The following is an 18,472-nucleotide window of genomic DNA, read 5'->3' as shown; positions in this document are numbered from 1 at the left end:
TGTGTATAAGAGACAGCTATAGTAGTTAATTTAATGATAATAAAGTATTAAAGTAATAGATGATCATTTAGTGCTGATAAAAATCAATAAGAAAGTAGTCACTTTTAATGTTAGTGAATTTAAAACATTTTTTATCCATCATTATTGATTTGGAAGTAAATAGAAATACTTGAGCGATGCACAAGCATATGCGACACTAATCCAATTGATTTGGAAGTGTCGTTAAAAAGGAGAGACATATGATTAAAATAAATGATTTAGAAAGTATGGAACATTTTGCAAAATTGTTAGCGAAACATTTATCTGCAGGGGATATTATTTTATTAAATGGTGATTTAGGTGCTGGTAAGACAACATTAACGCAATTTATTGGTAAAGCTATGGGCGTAAAACGCAATATAAATTCTCCAACGTTTAACATCATTAAATCTTATCAAGGAAACGCATTTAAGTTACATCATATGGATTGCTATAGATTAGAAGATAGTGAAGAAGATTTGGGATTTGATGAATATTTTGAAGATCAAGCTGTCACATTGATTGAGTGGAGTGAATTTATCGAATCATTTTTACCAAATAATCACCTAACTATAGATATTAAAACCATAAATGAAACGACAAGAAATATAGAAATGAAAGCAGTAGGTCAACATTACAAAACGTTAAAGGAGGCCGTTGAACATGATTTATCTGTTGATTGATACATCTAATCAACCGTTGTCTGTTGCAGTTATGCAAAATAATGTAGTACTAGGTGAAATCAATACTAACGTGAAGCAAAATCATTCTACTCAGTTAATGCCGGCGATTCAACAGTTGTTTCATGAGAGTGGAATTGCAAAAGAAGAAATAAATGCGATTATTGTCGCGCAAGGACCTGGCTCTTATACTGGACTTAGAATTGGCGTAACGGTTGCTAAAACTTTGGCCTATGCATTGAATGCTGAACTATATGGTGTTTCTTCGCTAAAAGCGTTAGCTGCAACTGTTCAAGACGATGAACGACTTTTGGTGCCGATATTTGATGCACGTAGAGAAGCAGTATACAGTGGAGTTTATCGATATAATGGAAATCAATTGCTCCAAGTAGAAGAAGATCAATATTTACCAATACAAGAACTTCTCAACTTATTACATAGAATGGGAAAACCATATGTATTTGTTGGCATAGACACTGAAAAAGTAAAAGATTTATTAGATAGTGATTGCATACCTAATATACCAAAAGCAAAATATATGAAGCATTTAGTTGAAACTACTGAAGATATACATCAATTTAAACCCAATTATATTAAATTGTCAGAGGCCGAAAGAAATTGGTTAAACCAACAGAAAAAGAACTAAATATACGCTTGATGACTATGAAGGATGTACCTCAAGTATTTGATATTGAAAGAAATAGTTTTAACGACAGTAGTTGGACAATCGATGCTTTTTATCATGAAATAGAACAGAATGAGTTTGCACATTATTTTATAATTGAGTTTAATAATGTGATTATTGGTTATATTGGCATTTGGATAGTGATAGATCAAGCGCAGATTACAACAGTTGCGATAGATGAATCATATAGAGGCTATGGATTAGGACAATTATTATTAAAATACGCGATGAATTATGTACAAACCAAATGTGAAATTATGAGTTTAGAGGTTCGTATAGATAATGTGGTGGCACAACATGTGTATACAAATTTGGGATTCCAATTCGGAGGCAAACGTAAGAACTATTATGGTGAAGGTGAGGATGCAATAGTGATGTGGGTGAATTTAAATGAGTAATCAAACATTGATTTTAGCAGTTGAGTCAAGTTGTGACGAAACAAGTGTAAGCATTATTAAGCAAGGCACAGAAATTTTAAGTAATATTGTATTGAGTCAAATTGAAAGTCACAAGCGATTTGGAGGTGTGGTACCTGAGGTCGCTAGTCGGCACCACGTGGAAGGTATTACAACGACAATTGATCAAGCATTATATGAAGCAAATGTATCCATGGAAGATATAGATGCAGTAGCGGTAACTCAGGGTCCTGGACTCATAGGTGCATTGTTAGTAGGCATTAATGCAGCTAAGGCGTTAGCTTTTGCTTACGATAAACCATTGATACCTGTACATCATATTGCAGGACATATTTATGCGAATCATTTAGAACAACCATTACAATTTCCTTTAATAGCATTAATCGTGTCAGGTGGGCATACTGAACTAGTATACATGAAAGATCATTTGAATTTTGAAGTCATAGGAGAAACTAGAGATGATGCTGTTGGCGAAGCCTATGATAAAGTGGCGAGAACGATTGGTTTAGGCTATCCAGGTGGGCCACAAGTTGATCGATTAGCTGCAAAAGGTCAAGATAGCTATAATTTCCCGAGAGTTTGGTTAGAGGCTAATAGTTACGATTTTAGTTTTAGTGGATTAAAAAGTGCAGTCATAAATAAATTGCATAATTTACGACAAAAAGGAGCTGAAATAAAACCTGAAGATGTAGCAACGAGTTTTCAAAATAGTGTTGTCGAAGTTTTAGTTGGCAAAGCAGTGTCAGCTTGTGAGGCATATGATGTGAAACAGTTAATTATTGCGGGTGGTGTCGCCAGTAATAAAGGTTTAAGAGCAGCGCTTGATAAATCCTGTAAGCAACATGAGATTAATTTGCGAATACCGAGCCCAAAACTTTGTACAGATAATGCTGCTATGATTGGTGCTGCAGCACATTATTTATATCAAGCTGGATTTGTTGGTGACATGTCATTAAATGGATTTAATGATATGGATATAGAGCAATTTTCAATAAACAATTAAACTTGATAGGATGAACATTTAAAAATGTCATCACTTCATTTAGTGTAATATTAACTTAATATGATATTATCTCTATAAAAATGGATACAGCTTAGATTAATTATATATGAAATTAGGAAGTAGGAATATTAAATCAATGTTTGATGTTTCTACTTCTTTTTTAAAAGTTTAATGCTATGTATTTCGTTAAATAAAAAGTATGTACATTATAAATATTATTAAGTTCAAATGTTTAAATATTAAAAAAGGGGTATATATTTTAATGTATAGTCATACTATATAGAATAATGTAAATTTAGAATTACATTATCAGGAGGCGGCTTATCAATGAAATCAGTTCAGTATTTTAATTTTGAAAATAGTTTAGCAGCATTAGACTTTTATGAAAAAAATTTAGGTGCCACAGATATTCAACGTATTGGTGGTGACCATGAAATGTTTGAAGATATGCCAGAAGAATTCCAAGTAGAAAAAAACTTTACAATGAATGCTTCATTTAAAGTTTTAGGTGAAACATTTTATTGTAGTGACACATGGAAAAATAAAAAAATCGATAATAGTGGTGCAATTGTAACATTTACATTTGATCACAGTAATGAAGCGGATAAACAACTAGCCATCGATTTCTTTAACAATGCAATAGCAGCTGGTTGTGAAGAGGCAATGCCGTTAGGTAAAACGGAGTGGTCAGAATTATATGGCATGTTTAATGATCCTTTCGGTATTACTTGGATGATTAATGCTGAATAAAATAGTTAAAGCAAATAAAGGAACAATGAAGTTTATATTCGCTTCATTGTTCCTTTTCTGTATTTATTAGCGCATTTGTAGTTAAATGATTTGGTCTAAGTCTTAAAGGAATTGATTGAAGGATGTTTTAGCACGTGTATATACTTGATTAGGAAATTTTAAGATTCTTAATAATTCAATTGCATTTCTTGTATCTGCTTTGCCAGGTTTAATTTTAAAATCAAAAGCAATCTCATTTTCATAAATGGTTTCGTTAAAGTGAAAGTTTTTGTACTGATATTCTAATAATGTAGCTAATTCAATATCATGGGTCGCAGCTATGATTTCGTAATTTTGGCTATTGCCTAAATAATTTAACACGGATTCAGAAGCGGCAATTCGTTCTGTTGTATTAGTCCCTTTAAATATTTCATCAATGAAGCAATAAATTTTATCCTCTGTTTTTAAATCAAACAATCGTTTAATAGATTTGATTTCTGTCATAAAATAACTATCGCCAGACAAGATATCATCTTGGTTCACCATGGAGGTGAAAATTAAGCCAGGTTTATATTTAAAGTACTTTGCTGTAACTGTATTTATCGTTTGAGCTAGTAAAAGATTTAAGGCGATTGCTTTCATAAATGTTGACTTGCCTGACGCGTTCGAACCAGTTAATAATATATGACTATTAATTACTAAATCATTAGAAATAGCATCGACAAGCAGTGGGTGTGTAAGTGCTTCAAATTCTACTGAATCCTCATTACTTGCTTGAGGCAATGCATATTGTGTTAATGTTTCTCTCCACAATGCTATTGCATAGTGATTGTCTATACTTCCTATATATTCATAACACGCCATAACTTCAGCTTCATATTTTTTAAAGCTATGTTGTATTAAATGGAAGATATGGTAGTCCAACATAAATATGGCTTTTAATAAGAATGCAAATACCATAGAATCTTCTGCTGTATTTACTCTTCCCAATAGACCACTTAGCCTACGAGCAACTTTAAAATGACTAAAGTCAACATCAATGGTAGGGGCACCATCTATTTTGTGAATTGCATAAGCCTTTTTAATAACATTTGATGTATAAAATAATGAATTTAAGTCTTGATCGAATGTCCTTTTGAGTACGCCACTTAAAATCATATTAAATATAGCAACAAGTATAGTTAAAAGAATACCGATTTCAGGTTTTAAAAATGCAAACAGTAAAAAGACTAACGGTAAATATGTAGTCAACATATACAGATGATTGCGTTTCACTGTAGTTAGTTGATCAGGGAACGTTGGATAAATCGCTTTACCGATTTTAGCAAGGTGGGTCGATATCTTTAGTCGAAAAAGTTCGTCATTTTTAAATTTTTGAATTAACATCTGATTATGAATGGTAAACATTTTCCTTAAAGTTGCATATAAACGCATCTCACCAATAGCAGTAAAATTAAAGTTCATGCTGTTGAAAAGGGCTTTTAAATTCAAGTCTGCGTAAGTTTTATCATCTATCAGATTTGTTTCATCAAACTGGTGTTTATATGTATCGAATTGATAACTATACCTGTGATTTGGTCGTACAAAAGATTCTAAAGGCTTTCTTAAGGACCATAAAGGTTTGATATCATGTATTAACTTTTTATTGGCAATGATTGTTGTGATAATAAATAAAAGAGTTGTTCCAATTATTAAAGCGATTAGGAACCAAAGAATAGGATACATAAGTTTCACCTCATACTAGATTAATATGCTTTATTATGTCATGAAATAAATTGATATACAAACCGCTATTTAAGTTAAATATTTGTAGATGTCAATAGAGAACGTGCGTACTTATCAACAATTAGTGTATAACTTGTTGATAAGTCGTGGGCAAATGTGTGGACATACATTGTTTTCTGAATATTCATTGGCGAAAAAGTAACATTTTACCTGTGTATAACTAGGATAACTCTGTGGATAGCTTTGATGATAGGGTTAAAGTTGTGAATAGTTAATGTGTAAAAAGTTAAAAAAAAAGTACGAAAAATGAATTTTTCATTTTCGTACTTTTAGTTCAAATATGCTTTAAATTAACTTTTCTTGTAATTCTGCCCATTTTGACATAACTTGTTCTAATGCTTGTTCGTTATTTTCTTTCTCGTTAGCTAAACGCTTTGCTTCCTCTGGATCACTGTATATATCTGGTAGAGTTAGCATTTCATTGATTTCATTGATTTTAGTTTCAAAGTTATCTATTTTAGTTTCGCATTCATCAATTTGTCTTTCAATTTGGCGTTGTTCACGTTTTTGAAGTTTTTGATCGGTATAATGATCATTTTGTGATTCTATTGGTTTTGTTTGATGTGAAGTTTCATTTTCCTTTTTAGCTTGAATTGCTTCATTTTCTTCTTTCTTCTCAATAAAATATTGATAATTGCCTAAATACATAGTGCCACCATGAATGTCCAAATCATAAACTTTGTTTGCAAGTTGATTGATAAAATAACGATCGTGAGAAACAAATAAAATCGTACCTTCAAAATGATCCAATGCTTGCTCTAACATTTCTTTTGAATCTATATCGAGATGATTTGTAGGTTCATCTAAGATAAGTACATTGTTACGCTCAAGCATTAATAAAGCTAATTGCAATCTAGCTTTTTCACCGCCAGAAAGGTCATTAATGATTTTTTTAACATCTTCTTGTACAAATAAAAATCGGCCGAGTACTGCGCGAATATCTTTTTCATTCATTGAAGGGTATTGGTCCCACAGATAATCTAGTATTGTTTTACTAGATTTGAATTCAGCTTGTTTTTGGTCATAGTAACCGATTTTTAAATTTGCACCAGTAGTGATTTCTCCGTTCAATTTCGGTTGAATACCTGCAATTGTTTTGATTAAAGTTGATTTTCCGATACCGTTAGGCCCAATAATGGCGATATGGTCTCCTTTAGTCACTTCAATATTGATACCTTTAGTAACTGGCTGCTCATATCCAATATCTAAATCTTTAATATGGAAAACATCATTTCCTGTATTTCTATCAAAGTCAAATTGGATATTAGCACTTTTGGCATCAACCATTGGTTTATTGATTCTTTCCATTTTTTCAAGCATTTTTCTACGGCTTTTTGCCATACCAGTAGTTGAAGCCCTTGCTATATTTTTCTCAACAAAAGTTTCTAAGCGTTTAATCTCATCTTGTTGACGTTCATATTCTTGCATGCGTTTTTCATAATACTTATCTCTTTTTTCAATAAATTTTTTATAATTACCTATATAATGTTGCACATCGCCAAGGGCTACATCATAGATTTGATTGACTATTTTATCTAAAAAATATCTGTCATGGCTAATGATAACAATAGCACCTTTAAAATAGTTTAAATAACTTTCTAACCATTGTGTTGTTTCCATATCCAAATGGTTAGTAGGTTCATCAAGTAATAATAAATCAGGTTCACTTAATAACATTTGGGCTAATGAAAGCCTAGTTTTTTGACCACCACTAAAATCATTAATAGGGCGATTGAAATCCGCTTCAGTAAAATTCAGTCCATGGAGCACGGTTTTTATTTTACTTTCATATTGATATCCATCCTGTTGTTCGAATTCATTGGATAAATATTCATAACGATCGATATGATTTTTATATTCGTCTGTATCATATGCATTAGCATGTTGTGCTAACCAATCTGTTTCTTTTTTCATTTCAACTTCAAGCTTTTTCATATTTTCAAAAGGTTTAGACATTTCTTCAATCACAGTTTGGTTTGTGTTGAGTGTCATTTGTTGTGTTAAATAACCAAGTTTTAAATTTTTACTTTTTGAAACATGACCACTATCATAACCTTCGACGCCAGCAATAATTTTCATTAATGTAGATTTACCAGCACCGTTACGTCCTACGATACCAATGCGTTCACCAGTTTTCACTTCAAAATCTACATTGTTAAAAATATCTTCTCCGTCGAATGATTTAGTAATGTCATTTAATTGTAATAATATCATCCGATTTTGCACCTCTCTATTCATTATCATTCTACCGTATTCTGCGTGTTGTTAAAACTACCAGTGTTTATCTTTATAATGTATTAATGTATAATGTTGTAGTAATTATAAGATTAATTAGACATTATAGTATAGGAGGACAAGATCTTGGCTAACCAAAGCGAAAAGATTCCTCGTGCCACGTTAAAACGGTTACCGTTATATTATAGATTCGTCAATACTTTGAAATCTAAAGGGATAGACAGAGTTAATTCTAAAACAATTAGTGAAGGTTTGAACATTGATTCTGCAACAATTCGTCGTGATTTTTCTTATTTTGGTGAATTAGGCAAAAAAGGGTATGGTTATAATATTGATAGCTTGTTACATTTTTTTAAAAATGAAATAAGTGAAAATGATGAAATTAAAATAGCCATCGTAGGTGTAGGGAACCTAGGTAAAGCATTACTAACATATAATTTTTCTATTCATGATGAAATGACTATTACAGAGGCGTTCGATATACGAGATGATGTGATAGGAACACAAATAGGCAATGTGGTTGTAAGCCCATTTTCGAAAATCACCGATGTCTTAAAGCAAGAGCAAATTGATGTCGTGATATTAACAACGCCTGAAAATGCAGCACAACAAGTTGCAGATACATTAGTTGGAGCTGGCATTAAAGGGATTTTAAATTTTACACCAACACGTGTTTATACGCCATCAGATGTTCAAGTTCATCATATTGATTTAGGGATTGAACTACAATCTTTACTTTTCTTTATGAAAAATTACAGTAATAAATAATAATTTTTAATATTAACTTTGTATAGATGCAAACATTTTTGATGTTTAGTTGTCTATGCAAAGTTTTTTTACTAGCAAGTTTTCATAGCACTTCTTTTCATAAGACTTAAAACAGAAAGGTTGAAATTTCACTGTAAATCTAATATGATAATTCATATTGATTTCATCGGAAAAGAGGTAATGTTATGACGTGGTTAGTAATCAGTGGCTTAATCGTAGGCGGACTTTTGGGGTTTGTCATGCAACGTACACGGTTTTGTCTTGCTGGTGGATTTAGGGATATATATATCCAAAAAAGTAATAAAATGTTTTATGCCTTATTAATAGCAATATCCGTTCAAAGTATCGGACTACTCGTTTTAACTTCAACAGGGTTAGTGCAAATACCAGAATCCACATATCCAATCATAGGTACGGTTATTGGCTCATTTATTTTTGGTATTGGCATTATATTAGCAGGCGGTTGTGCAACTGGCACATGGTATAGAGCAGGAGAAGGATTAATTGGTAGTTGGATAGCACTTATTGCATATGCATTTACATCAGCTGCTACTAAATTTGGTTTATTATTACCTTTAATGGACGGTATCAATAAACCTACTAATGTAAATACAAGTATGGCTCAAACTACAGGTATTCCGACATGGATTTGGGTCACTTTATTAACAATGATAACGCTCATATTTGTTGTAAAAACACTACGCAAACCAAAACCCAAATTTGCCGTACCAAAGTTAAAACAAAAATTTACAGGAATTCGCTATTATTTATTTGAAAAAAAATACCATCCATTTGTTGCAGCTATTGCAGTTGGACTCATTGCATTATTGGCTTGGCCAGTGAGTGAATCTACTGGTAGAATGTACGGTTTAGGCATTACAACACCGTCTGCAAATATTGTTCAATTCTTTGTAACTGGTGATGTCCAACTATTAGATTGGGGTGTCTTTCTTGTTTTAGGTATCTTTGCTGGTTCTTATATTGCAGCAAAAGGTGCTAGAGAATTTAAATGGAGATTACCAGATAAAAAAACAATCCGCAATAGTGTTATTGGTGGCGTATGTATGGGATTTGGTGCATCAGTAGCAGGCGGTTGCTCTATCGGAAATGGTTTAGTTGAAACAGCTACAATGTCTTGGAAAGGTTGGATCGCGCTTGCATCAATGATATTAGGTGCTTGGTTTATGAGTTACTTCATATTTATCAAACCAATGAAAAAAGCTCAAAAATCTACAACGCAAAAAGTTTCTACACAAACACAGACGACGTAAATTTTATTTTTTAGGAGGATTTCATTATGGTATATGAATTAGGTACAGTAGGTATGGTTTGTCCTTTTCCTTTGATTGAAGCACAGAAGAAAATGACTACTTTAGAGAACGGGGACGAATTAAAAATTGATTTTGATTGTACCCAAGCAACTGAAGCAATTCCAAATTGGGCAGCTGAAGAAGGTTACCCAGTTACTAATTATGAACAACTTGATGATGCTTCTTGGACAATCACTGTTCAGAAAGCTTAGTGATATAAAACTAAATTTGGATATCTGAATAAGATAAAACACAATGCTATATGAAGTGATTTCACTTCGTTAAAGGCTGACTACAGAAAAAAAGTCCGAGACATATTTTATGTTTCGGACTTTATTTAGTTCTATAAAAATTTCTCATTTAGTTACACGCGTTGTAAGGTTAAACGAGGTTAGTCCGAGTTGAACTATTTATAAATTTTCTTAAAACTAACAAAGTATATTGATGATTTTTTGAAAGTGTTATTCATAAAGTTGTCAATTGTTAAAAGTGTTTATAAAGCAAGTTGACTTTGATTTTTAATAGTATTTAAAGGGATTACAATATGATAAAATAGAGGATGTTTACAGTGCCAAGTAGATTGATTGGAAGAGATAGTAAAAATGATTTACATATCAAAGCGAATTGTCTGTCAGATGATAGAATATTTTTTCAATTACAGTCTATATGAATATTTATGATGTCAAAATAATATGCGATAAGTTAAATTAAAGCATTTAATAAAGCTATACTAATATAAATATTTAGTTAGAAACTTTTTATAGGGATGAATGTTGATGAAACAGACCTTATGTTAAGCATTGTTGATCTGATGTGGTCTTAGTCATAGGAATCATATATTGATTAAACATCATACAAGGTATAATGATATTGAAGAAGAGGAGCCATAGCGCTTTGAATCGATAAAAAGACAAATCTAATTAAATAGAAATGTAATAAAAACAAATGATGCATAAATGTTATGCTGAGTTGAATTGCGATGGACAATATCCGGAAAGTAGTAGTTAATAATAGGAGGAAATAAAGTGAGTGAATGGACAAGAGATGAACGTTATCAGCGTTACGAAGATATTGATCAAGAAGTAATGGATGAATTAACTGAGCGTGTGAATCAATCTAAATATAGACAATTATTTCATATACAGCCGAAAACAGGACTCTTAAATGATCCTAACGGTCTAATTTATTATAAAGGAGAGTACTACATCTCACACCAGTGGTTTCCATTAGGAGCAGTCCATGGTTTGAAATATTGGTATACATATAAAAGTAAAGATTTAATAAATTTTGAAGATCAAGGGATTTCACTAAAACCAGATACAAAAGATGACAGTCATGGAGTTTATAGCGGCAGCGCATTTACATATCACAATAACTTGTATTATATGTATACAGGAAATCATAGAGATGAAAATTGGAATAGAAAATCGACACAACATATAGCTAAAGTACTCGATAATGGCGAGGTTCAAAAATTTCCAAAAGCAGTAATAGCAGCACCGCCGTCAGGATATACACAACATTTTAGAGATCCTAAAGTGTTCGTTAAAGATGGAATTTACTATGCAGTCATTGCTGCACAAAATGAAGATGGATATGGAAGAATACTTCAATACCAATCAACAGACATTGTGAACTGGACATTTCAAGGAGAAATAAAAACAAAGCTTGAGGCGTTTGGTTTTATGTGGGAATGCCCAGATTATTTTAATTTAGATGGCTTCGATTTACTGTTATTTTGTCCACAAGGTATTGAACCAGAAGGTGAAAAATTTAGGAATATTTACCAATCTGGTTATATTATGGGGCAATACGACATAGATCATCTTGTTATGGATCATGGTGATTTTCATGAATTAGATTATGGTTTTGATTTTTATGCGCCTCAAACTTTTACAGATGAATTTGGCGACAGAATACTCATTGGTTGGATGGGTTTACCAGAAGTGACCTATCCTACAGATTCAGATGGTTGGGCGCATTGTTTAACAATTCCGCGTATTTTGACAATTGAACAAGGCAATTTAAAACAACGTCCTATTAAAGCACTTCAACAATTAAGAACGAATAAAGAAACAGCATTAGGTTACGCTAATAAATTTACGCGATTCTTAAAACCATATGAAGGTAAACAATTTGAATTGATTATTGATATCTTGGAAAACGAAGCTACTGAAATATATTTTGAAATAAGAGCCTCAAAATCACAATCTTTGCGCATCGCTTATAATACAAAAAATAAAAAAATTACATTAGATCGTAGTGAAAGTGGCGCATTACCAGAACCAGTAGAAGGTAAAACACGTAGCACTTATTTGGATACACCTTTATCACAATTACAAATGTTCGTTGATACATCTAGCATTGAATTATTTTGTAATGATGGTGAGCGTGTAATGACTTCAAGAATTTTTACAGATGATGATGCGATAGGATTTAAAGCTTCTACTGAATCTGGGCAAGCCTTTCTCAATTTCACAAAATATGATATAAAGGGTGGACAATAAATGAAACGTTTACTTGCAATCGGCGAAGCACTTATCGATTTTATTCCTAATCAAAAAGATTCAAAATTAAAAGACGTAGAAGGGTTTACAAGACAAGTTGGCGGCGCACCTTGTAACGTTGCTTGTACAACCACAAAATTAGGTGGTCAAGCAGCTATGTTTACTCAGTTAGGAAACGATGCTTTTGGTGATTTAATTGTAGAAACAATAAGTAATATTGGTGTGTCTACAAACTATATCCGACGAACAGATGAAGCGAACACAGCTTTAGCATTTGTAAGTTTAACCAAAGAAGGAGAACGAGATTTTTCATTTTATCGTAAACCATCAGCAGATATGTTATATCAACCTAGCAATATAGATGCAATAACTGTAACAGAAAGTGATATGTTACATTTTTGTTCTGTTGATCTCGTAGATAGTCCAATGAAACAAGCGCATAAATCGTTAATAAATAAAGTGAAATCAGCAAATGGTACGATTATATTTGATCCTAACGTACGCTTGCCATTATGGCCAAGTGAAGCGGAATGTAAAAATGCAATTCGTGAATTCTTGCCATCAGCACATATACTTAAAATTTCAGATGAAGAATTGTCATTCGTCACTGGGAAAAAAGATGAAAAAGAAGCAATCGCTTGGTTATTCCAAGGTAGTGTAGAAGCTGTTATATACACTAAGGGTAAAGAAGGTGCTGAAATTCATTTCAAAGATGGTACCGTGATTAGTCATGGTGGTTATAAAGTGAAAGCAATAGATACGACTGGTGCCGGTGATGCTTTTATAGGTGCATTAATTAATAGATTAGCAGCATCTGATATTATCAATCCGATAGAAGCATTAAAACGAGAAGGTGGAACTATGCTTCAATTTAGTAACATCGTTGCTGCAAAAGTTACTACAAAATATGGCGCTATTGAGAGTATACCTACTTTAGATGAAGTTCAAGCGTTACTTGATTATTAAAAAGAAAAGGGAAGGACTGCAATAATTCTCTCAAGTTAAGGTGATTAAGGTTGAATGGTGCTGAAGATCGATTTAAGCTGAACGCATATATAAGCTTCACACATTAAATTGAAGAGTGGTGTTAAAAGGCTGAGACATTTTTGTAGTCTCAGCCTTTTAGTTTATGTATTAAATTTTTTTAACATTACGTACAGAAGCATAGCAGTGTTCATTATTTTTGAAATAAACAATACGTGACTTAGAATCAATGGATTCAATATTGTGTCTATTGACAACAAAACTATTATGACATCTGAAAAAACGCTCGTCTAAATTATCAATTTCTTTTAAATTACCATAAAATTCAATTTGCCTATTGTCCAAGTGAGCAATCAAACGATGCGAATTCGAAGATGATTCAAAGAACATGACATCATCATATTGTACATAAATAGAATTGCTGCCGCGTTTAAGTTCGATTGTTTCAACCGTGCTTTCTTTTGAAAGTAATTTCAATCGAGTTTCTGATGTTTCGAGGCAATCAATCACTCTGGATTTTAATTCGTCAGGATCATCTTTGAAGATGAAATCCATAGCAGCAACTTTATATACAAAGGTTAAATAAGTGAGCTCACTATGACTTGTGACAAATATGATATTGCTCACAGGATCATATTTTCTAATCTCACTTGCTAATTTAATACCGTTAATATCGGCCTCTAATTGTATATCAAGAAAATAACAACCAATATCTTTAAGTTCCTTTGCACGTTCCAATACCTCATAAGGATCTGACGTAGCTACTTCAATTTCCATTGGTTTTTCTTCTATCATGATGTAATTATTGATAATAGAAACTATATTTTCACGTTGTCTTACATCATCTTCACAAATGAATATTTTCATATTTACACATCCTTATGAATTAGAATTTAATATTTCTACTTTTTGAATAAAGTAGTTATTGTCTATAGTTGTATCTAATAAAACATTGGAAGTTGCATCGGTTATTTCTTTTAAGTTAGATAATCCTAAACCACGATTTTTTCCTTTTGTTGAATAATTTTCTTGGAATAAAGTATGTACTCTAGGCATATCAGGCTTACATTTGTTCATGATGATAAACATAACTGAATCGTCTTCATTTTTGATAAAAGCAATGCGAATTAGAGGATCATCCTCTATTTTTTCTGAAGCTTCTATAGCATTGTCTAATAAAATACCAATAATTCTACTCAAATTGATAATAGGCATATCAATTTTTTCAATTGGCTCTGGAACTTCAATACTTAATCTTATATTTTTTTCTTGAGCTTGTAATATTTTAGTTGTGATTAAACCTTTAATTTCACGGACTTTTAAATTTTCAATACCATTAATTTTAAGTGTTTTCATTTGCATATTATCTTGCATAGGTATGATTTCTTCATTGAAATACTTGCGTAAACCTTCCATATCATTTTCTCGAATATAATCAGATAATGTTGAAAGGATATTAACATAATCATGTCGAAACTTACGCATCTCATTATTAATCTTTTCAATTTGTAACGTATATTTATAATAATTTTCTATTTCTTTAATATTACGTTTATATTGGATTTGACGTATAATGCTGAAGGAAATAGTAATGATTAAAATAGCCGTAGTAATGATAACCACAGCATACATGATTGAAATAAATTTAGCATCACCAAATGAAACATTTTGGTTTGGTAAGTAAAAATATATCAAGCCTAAGATAATAAGTAGAAATAAACTAACTAATATTAAATATAATTTATTCAAAGATAAATCTGAAAAAGAGAGTCGTTTTATAAAAAATTTTGCTATGTATGCGTAAATTAATGAAAATATAATATATGTGATAGCATAAAATATTGAAAAGTTATATTTAATAACTATTATGTCTACAATTAGACTACTTAACCACAAACTTGTGAAATTTGCCATGTACAAAATAAAAAAACAAATCATTGCGGTAACAATACCAAGAAATTTGTTTTTATAATACATAAATACTAAACTTGCAAAGAATAGAAATAGAACAGCTTGTGATTCAATTGTAAGAAATAAGATAGCAGAAAGGATTATAATTCCAATAATAGAAATATAATCCTTCACAGTATAACTAATCCCGCTTATAAGCTTCATATTATAAAGTAAAATAATTGCTTGTATTATTAATATAACTACTAAGATTAAAACCGCCATATTATACACACTTTCTAAGTAACTATTATTTTATTTATATAAATCTGTTAACTCTTTAGGAATCTCAGGTTCATCAGCAAAACCTGTACAAGGTTTAACACTTGAAATAGTACCAATAAAAGCAAAGAACTTAGCAAAAACAGTTAAAATTGATTCGAAAATATTCATAATTAATAATCCTCCTTAGGGAAAAATATTGGAATTTGTAAAATTGCAATGATGGTAATACCAAGCAACATTAGTTGTTGGTATGGTTCATCTAAAAATACAGAAATAATTAATAATAATAATGTTACGGCGATAGCTTTGATTTTTTTTCCTTTTCTAAGTCGTTGTGGAATAGGTTGCTTTTTAGTTGCAGATGGCGAGAAAATTATGATTAAAACTAAACCTATTAAAGACAAGGTATACATTATTTCAGACGGTACTTTCATATACCCGACTATCCAAGGAAGTAAAACAAAGTAAAAAAGACTTTCTAAATAACATAATAGAGAACTTCTAGCATGTGCACCATGTGCAAAATGTCTGATTAAAAAAAATGATAAGTGTACAGTCAGTGTGTATAAAAATAGGTTGAAAAGGATTGAAATGCCATAAATTACAATAGCTTTAAAAAAGTTACTTACTACAACTTGCATGCCTAAACGCATTTTCAAATACTCTATATTATCTAGATTGTTTCGTATTTGAAGTTGTTTAGCAAGTCTATCTATTTTATTGTCAATTAATTTTACCATTGGCTATTCTCTCCTCACCCGTATTATACAATTTTAATTATATTTTAGGCGTCTCATTGCTTAAGTGTATGTTTTGTATTCCTAACTGTTTGTATTTCTTATCTTTTTAATTTTAACATATAATTCTTAACAAATAAGTATGAAATATAACGAGTTAGGAATTATTAAACGCAATTTCAAAAATTCATGGTTTAATATACTTGTATCACAAAGAAGTGATAAAATTATTTAGACTTAACCGTTTAAATGATGTTGTTAATTAGGCTTTTGAGCAGGAGTCTAATTGACTTTACTAAATTGTGACTGTATCTTCGTATAGTTATTGGAGTTACAAGTTTAGTTGTTGGTTTCATTTCTTTGAATACGGATAAGAGGAGGCTGATGTTGTGACAAGAACCTTTTCAGTAATAGCTAGTGGTTTCGTAAAATAGTACTAAATTAGTACACAACTCGCTTAATACGTTAAGCAAATCCCTTAAATTTGTATTTGTAGACCTTTCCCAGTCTCAAAGCAAATCTATTTTAACATTGTCTATAACAGAGACAATTTAAAATTTAAACATGTAAGCTATCGGAAACATCATTCAATTTATCATTTTAATCGGTAAATTCACTAATTTTTTTCATAATTAATAACATCCCCAAAAATAGATAGAGAAATAACTGTATAAAACATTCCCTTAATAATAAGTTACAAAAAACCGTGAGTCCCTCCCAAGCTCACGGTTTTTTATGTTTATTTATAAAGATGAGGTCTCAAATTTTTAAATACGGGTATTGCTTCACGTTGTTTAGAAACCTCATCTAAATTTAACGAACAATTTAATCTTCCTTCTTTATCATTGAGTTGATCTATAATTTCACCATTTGGATTAATAATTATTGAGTTACCAGCATACTCAGTTTTACCATCGTCACCACAGGTATTACAACCGACGACAAACATATCATTTTCTATCGCACGTGCTTTTAATAATGCTATCCAATGGTCTAATCTAACACTTGGCCACTGTGCTACATAAAATGCGATTTCTGCACCTTTACGTGCTGGATAACGTAGTATCTCAGGGAAACGCAAGTCATAACAAATAATTTGAGCAATTTTTACTCCGTTAGAAAGTGTAAATGGTTCAGGAACAGCATTGCCTGGACTCATAAAGAGTGGTTCATCTAACATTGGTACAAGATGTACCTTATCGTAACTATTGATTAAATAGCCTTGCTTAGATACTGCAAAGGCAGTGTTATATACACTTTCTTTCATGATATTAGATACAGAGCCTGCTACAATATCTACTTGATACTGAATAGCTAATTTTGAAATGAACTCAAAACTTCGTGATAATTGTTGATCTGCTAGTTTGTTCAATTGGGGTAAGGCATATCCGTTGTTCCACATTTCTGGCAATACAACAACATCTGTGTCAGTCGTCACATAATTAGAGAACCAATTTTTAATGGTTGCTTCATTAAAAGAAACATTTGCTGGTTCAATTTTAAGTTGAAAGATTTCTATATTCATCAATTTCACCCCTTAAATTAGTATTAGACTAAATATACTAAATATATTTAGAAAATTCAAAATATGATAAATTGTATTATATCTAGATATGAAAAAAGAGGCGAAGACACAGAAGTCTAAGCCTCATATTTTGGCAATCATACTAACATTGATAGAAAAGGAATGCATTTTTGTCCACGTTTTTGATGGTGAATGTATAATAACATGTCATTCCATATATTTAATCTTTTATTTTTTTATAAGGAATCGTTTGCTTATATCATTAAATTCTTTTTCATTAGCTGCTTCACGAATATTACCGAAAGGCATTTGTGCCATCAGTTTCCATGTTTTTGGAATATCAAAAGCTTCAGAAACAGCTACATCTACAAGTGGGTTATAATGCTGTAATGAAGCCCCAATACCTTCAGTGCTTAGTGCTGTCCAAATAGCGAATTGATGCATTGCGTTTGTCTGATTAGACCAAATTGCAAAATTTTCTGCGTAATTAGGCATTTGATTTTGTAAGCCTTCGATGACTTCTTCGTCTTCAAAATATAAAATTGTTCCATATGAATGTTTAAAATTATCAATTTTATCAGCAGTCGGTTGGAAATCACGATCAGGTCCCATTGTATTTTTCAGTGCTTCTTTTGTAATTTCCCAAAATTTATCATGGTTATCATTTAATAATAAAACAATACGTGTAGATTGAGAGTTAAATGAAGATGGTACATGTTTAACTGCATGTTCAATTATATTTTCAACTTCTTTATCAGAAATTGAAATTTCTTTATCTAAACTATAAATTGTACGTCTTGTTTCGATTGCATTTTGAAATGCATCTAAATCTTTTGATTTTTTAGAGAAAATTCCCATTATAGTAGCTCCTTTATTAATTCAAAATATATATCTAGTATAATAATTATACCTGAG

General features: G+C 31.3%; 18 protein-coding genes. 10 read left to right on the top strand and 8 right to left on the bottom strand.

The genetic code is table 11. The features are described from left to right. Positions 1-239: 239 nt before the first annotated feature. The 5 genes from tsaE (at position 240) to CD150_RS04060 (ending at position 3,552) form a co-directional block, all read left to right on the top strand. A complete protein-coding gene (gene tsaE / locus CD150_RS04080; protein ID WP_070039252.1) occupies positions 240-701 on the top strand; it encodes a tRNA (adenosine(37)-N6)-threonylcarbamoyltransferase complex ATPase subunit type 1 TsaE in 462 nt (153 codons plus the stop codon). Beyond that, positions 682-1,344: a tRNA (adenosine(37)-N6)-threonylcarbamoyltransferase complex dimerization subunit type 1 TsaB gene (gene tsaB / locus CD150_RS04075; protein ID WP_064209998.1), complete on the top strand. Its 663-nt coding sequence runs from the start codon at positions 682-684 to the stop codon at positions 1,342-1,344. Before tsaE ends, tsaB begins: the two co-directional genes overlap by 20 nt. Before the next feature lie 11 nt (positions 1,345-1,355). Continuing rightward, entirely contained in the window at positions 1,356-1,781 is a 426-nt protein-coding gene (gene rimI, locus CD150_RS04070; RefSeq protein ID WP_397610387.1) for a ribosomal protein S18-alanine N-acetyltransferase, read from the top strand. Next, positions 1,774-2,802, top strand: coding sequence for a tRNA (adenosine(37)-N6)-threonylcarbamoyltransferase complex transferase subunit TsaD (gene tsaD / locus CD150_RS04065; RefSeq protein ID WP_070658270.1), 1,029 nt, complete (start codon positions 1,774-1,776; stop codon positions 2,800-2,802). The genes rimI and tsaD overlap by 8 nt, the downstream gene beginning before the upstream one ends. A 327-nt stretch (positions 2,803-3,129) precedes the next feature. Further along, positions 3,130-3,552 carry a VOC family protein gene (locus tag CD150_RS04060; RefSeq protein WP_073346014.1) on the top strand — a complete coding sequence of 141 codons (423 nt, stop codon included), beginning with the start codon at positions 3,130-3,132 and terminating at the stop codon, positions 3,550-3,552. A 102-nt stretch (positions 3,553-3,654) separates the two neighbouring features. On the opposite strand, the gene CD150_RS04055 is transcribed toward CD150_RS04060, so the two are convergent. Together CD150_RS04055 and CD150_RS04050 are read right to left on the bottom strand one after the other, a co-directional pair. Beyond that, a complete protein-coding gene (locus CD150_RS04055; protein WP_103161362.1) occupies positions 3,655-5,256 on the bottom strand; it encodes a MutS-related protein in 1,602 nt (533 codons plus the stop codon). Positions 5,257-5,601: 345 nt separating this feature from the next. Then, positions 5,602-7,530, bottom strand: coding sequence for an ABC transporter ATP-binding protein (locus CD150_RS04050; RefSeq protein WP_103161361.1), 1,929 nt, complete (start codon positions 7,528-7,530; stop codon positions 5,602-5,604). Positions 7,531-7,677: 147 nt separating this feature from the next. On the opposite strand from CD150_RS04050, the gene CD150_RS04045 reads away from it, so the two are divergent. The 5 genes from CD150_RS04045 to CD150_RS04025 all read left to right on the top strand — a co-directional run bounded on the left by CD150_RS04045 (position 7,678) and on the right by CD150_RS04025 (position 13,102). After that, positions 7,678-8,319: a redox-sensing transcriptional repressor Rex gene (locus tag CD150_RS04045; protein WP_046206525.1), complete on the top strand. Its 642-nt coding sequence runs from the start codon at positions 7,678-7,680 to the stop codon at positions 8,317-8,319. Between the two features lie 185 nt (positions 8,320-8,504). Beyond that, positions 8,505-9,590 (top strand): YeeE/YedE family protein, encoded by a 1,086-nt coding sequence (locus tag CD150_RS04040; RefSeq protein ID WP_103161360.1) that lies wholly within the window; start codon positions 8,505-8,507, stop codon positions 9,588-9,590. Between the two features lie 26 nt (positions 9,591-9,616). After that, complete coding sequence (locus CD150_RS04035; RefSeq protein ID WP_019469551.1) at positions 9,617-9,841, top strand: sulfurtransferase TusA family protein; 225 nt, start codon at positions 9,617-9,619, stop codon at positions 9,839-9,841. 813 nt (positions 9,842-10,654) lie between these two features. Then, positions 10,655-12,136 carry a sucrose-6-phosphate hydrolase gene (locus tag CD150_RS04030; RefSeq protein ID WP_073346001.1) on the top strand — a complete coding sequence of 494 codons (1,482 nt, stop codon included), beginning with the start codon at positions 10,655-10,657 and terminating at the stop codon, positions 12,134-12,136. Further along, entirely contained in the window at positions 12,137-13,102 is a 966-nt protein-coding gene (locus CD150_RS04025) for a carbohydrate kinase family protein (protein WP_103161359.1), read from the top strand. It abuts the gene before it with no gap. A 168-nt stretch (positions 13,103-13,270) separates the two neighbouring features. Here CD150_RS04025 and agrA read toward each other — a convergent pair whose 3' ends face one another. The 6 genes from agrA to CD150_RS03995 all read right to left on the bottom strand — a co-directional run bounded on the left by agrA (position 13,271) and on the right by CD150_RS03995 (position 18,415). Then, positions 13,271-13,987 (bottom strand): quorum-sensing response regulator AgrA, encoded by a 717-nt coding sequence (agrA, locus tag CD150_RS04020; RefSeq protein WP_046208006.1) that lies wholly within the window; start codon positions 13,985-13,987, stop codon positions 13,271-13,273. Between the two features lie 12 nt (positions 13,988-13,999). After that, positions 14,000-15,295: a quorum-sensing sensor histidine kinase AgrC gene (gene agrC, locus CD150_RS04015; protein ID WP_064209763.1), complete on the bottom strand. Its 1,296-nt coding sequence runs from the start codon at positions 15,293-15,295 to the stop codon at positions 14,000-14,002. Positions 15,296-15,325: 30 nt separating this feature from the next. Then, positions 15,326-15,463: a cyclic lactone autoinducer peptide AgrD gene (agrD, locus tag CD150_RS04010; protein WP_073345993.1), complete on the bottom strand. Its 138-nt coding sequence runs from the start codon at positions 15,461-15,463 to the stop codon at positions 15,326-15,328. 2 nt (positions 15,464-15,465) lie between these two features. Beyond that, positions 15,466-16,035: an accessory gene regulator AgrB gene (locus tag CD150_RS04005; protein ID WP_073345987.1), complete on the bottom strand. Its 570-nt coding sequence runs from the start codon at positions 16,033-16,035 to the stop codon at positions 15,466-15,468. Between the two features lie 736 nt (positions 16,036-16,771). Continuing rightward, the gene (locus CD150_RS04000; RefSeq protein WP_073345982.1) at positions 16,772-17,557 is read right to left on the bottom strand and encodes a carbon-nitrogen family hydrolase; all 786 of its coding nucleotides are present in this window, start codon (positions 17,555-17,557) and stop codon (positions 16,772-16,774) included. Between the two features lie 228 nt (positions 17,558-17,785). Then, positions 17,786-18,415 carry a nitroreductase family protein gene (locus CD150_RS03995; RefSeq protein ID WP_046208001.1) on the bottom strand — a complete coding sequence of 210 codons (630 nt, stop codon included), beginning with the start codon at positions 18,413-18,415 and terminating at the stop codon, positions 17,786-17,788. Positions 18,416-18,472: the final 57 nt, after the last annotated feature.

Source organism: Staphylococcus ureilyticus (assembly GCF_002902235.1).
GTDB lineage: Bacteria > Bacillota > Bacilli > Staphylococcales > Staphylococcaceae > Staphylococcus > Staphylococcus ureilyticus.
This window is presented reverse-complemented; position numbering and strand designations above follow the sequence as displayed.

Bases quoted from the DNA above. Each gene is read 5' to 3' on its own strand.
- CD150_RS04060 (WP_073346014.1), top strand. From the start codon at position 3,130: ATGAAATCAGTTCAGTATTTTAATTTTGAAAATAGTTTAGCAGCATTA.
- CD150_RS04050 (WP_103161361.1), bottom strand. From the start codon at position 7,530: ATGATATTATTACAATTAAATGACATTACTAAATCATTCGACGGAGAA.
- CD150_RS04055 (WP_103161362.1), bottom strand. From the start codon at position 5,256: ATGTATCCTATTCTTTGGTTCCTAATCGCTTTAATAATTGGAACAACT.
- CD150_RS04025 (WP_103161359.1), top strand. From the start codon at position 12,137: ATGAAACGTTTACTTGCAATCGGCGAAGCACTTATCGATTTTATTCCT.
- agrC (WP_064209763.1), bottom strand. From the start codon at position 15,295: ATGGCGGTTTTAATCTTAGTAGTTATATTAATAATACAAGCAATTATT.
- tsaE (WP_070039252.1), top strand. From the start codon at position 240: ATGATTAAAATAAATGATTTAGAAAGTATGGAACATTTTGCAAAATTG.
- agrA (WP_046208006.1), bottom strand. From the start codon at position 13,987: ATGAAAATATTCATTTGTGAAGATGATGTAAGACAACGTGAAAATATA.
- CD150_RS03995 (WP_046208001.1), bottom strand. From the start codon at position 18,415: ATGGGAATTTTCTCTAAAAAATCAAAAGATTTAGATGCATTTCAAAAT.
- CD150_RS04000 (WP_073345982.1), bottom strand. From the start codon at position 17,557: ATGAATATAGAAATCTTTCAACTTAAAATTGAACCAGCAAATGTTTCT.
- CD150_RS04005 (WP_073345987.1), bottom strand. From the start codon at position 16,035: ATGGTAAAATTAATTGACAATAAAATAGATAGACTTGCTAAACAACTT.
- CD150_RS04035 (WP_019469551.1), top strand. From the start codon at position 9,617: ATGGTATATGAATTAGGTACAGTAGGTATGGTTTGTCCTTTTCCTTTG.
- agrD (WP_073345993.1), bottom strand. From the start codon at position 15,463: ATGAATATTTTCGAATCAATTTTAACTGTTTTTGCTAAGTTCTTTGCT.
- tsaD (WP_070658270.1), top strand. From the start codon at position 1,774: ATGAGTAATCAAACATTGATTTTAGCAGTTGAGTCAAGTTGTGACGAA.
- tsaB (WP_064209998.1), top strand. From the start codon at position 682: ATGATTTATCTGTTGATTGATACATCTAATCAACCGTTGTCTGTTGCA.
- rimI (WP_397610387.1), top strand. From the start codon at position 1,356: ATGACTATGAAGGATGTACCTCAAGTATTTGATATTGAAAGAAATAGT.
- CD150_RS04040 (WP_103161360.1), top strand. From the start codon at position 8,505: ATGACGTGGTTAGTAATCAGTGGCTTAATCGTAGGCGGACTTTTGGGG.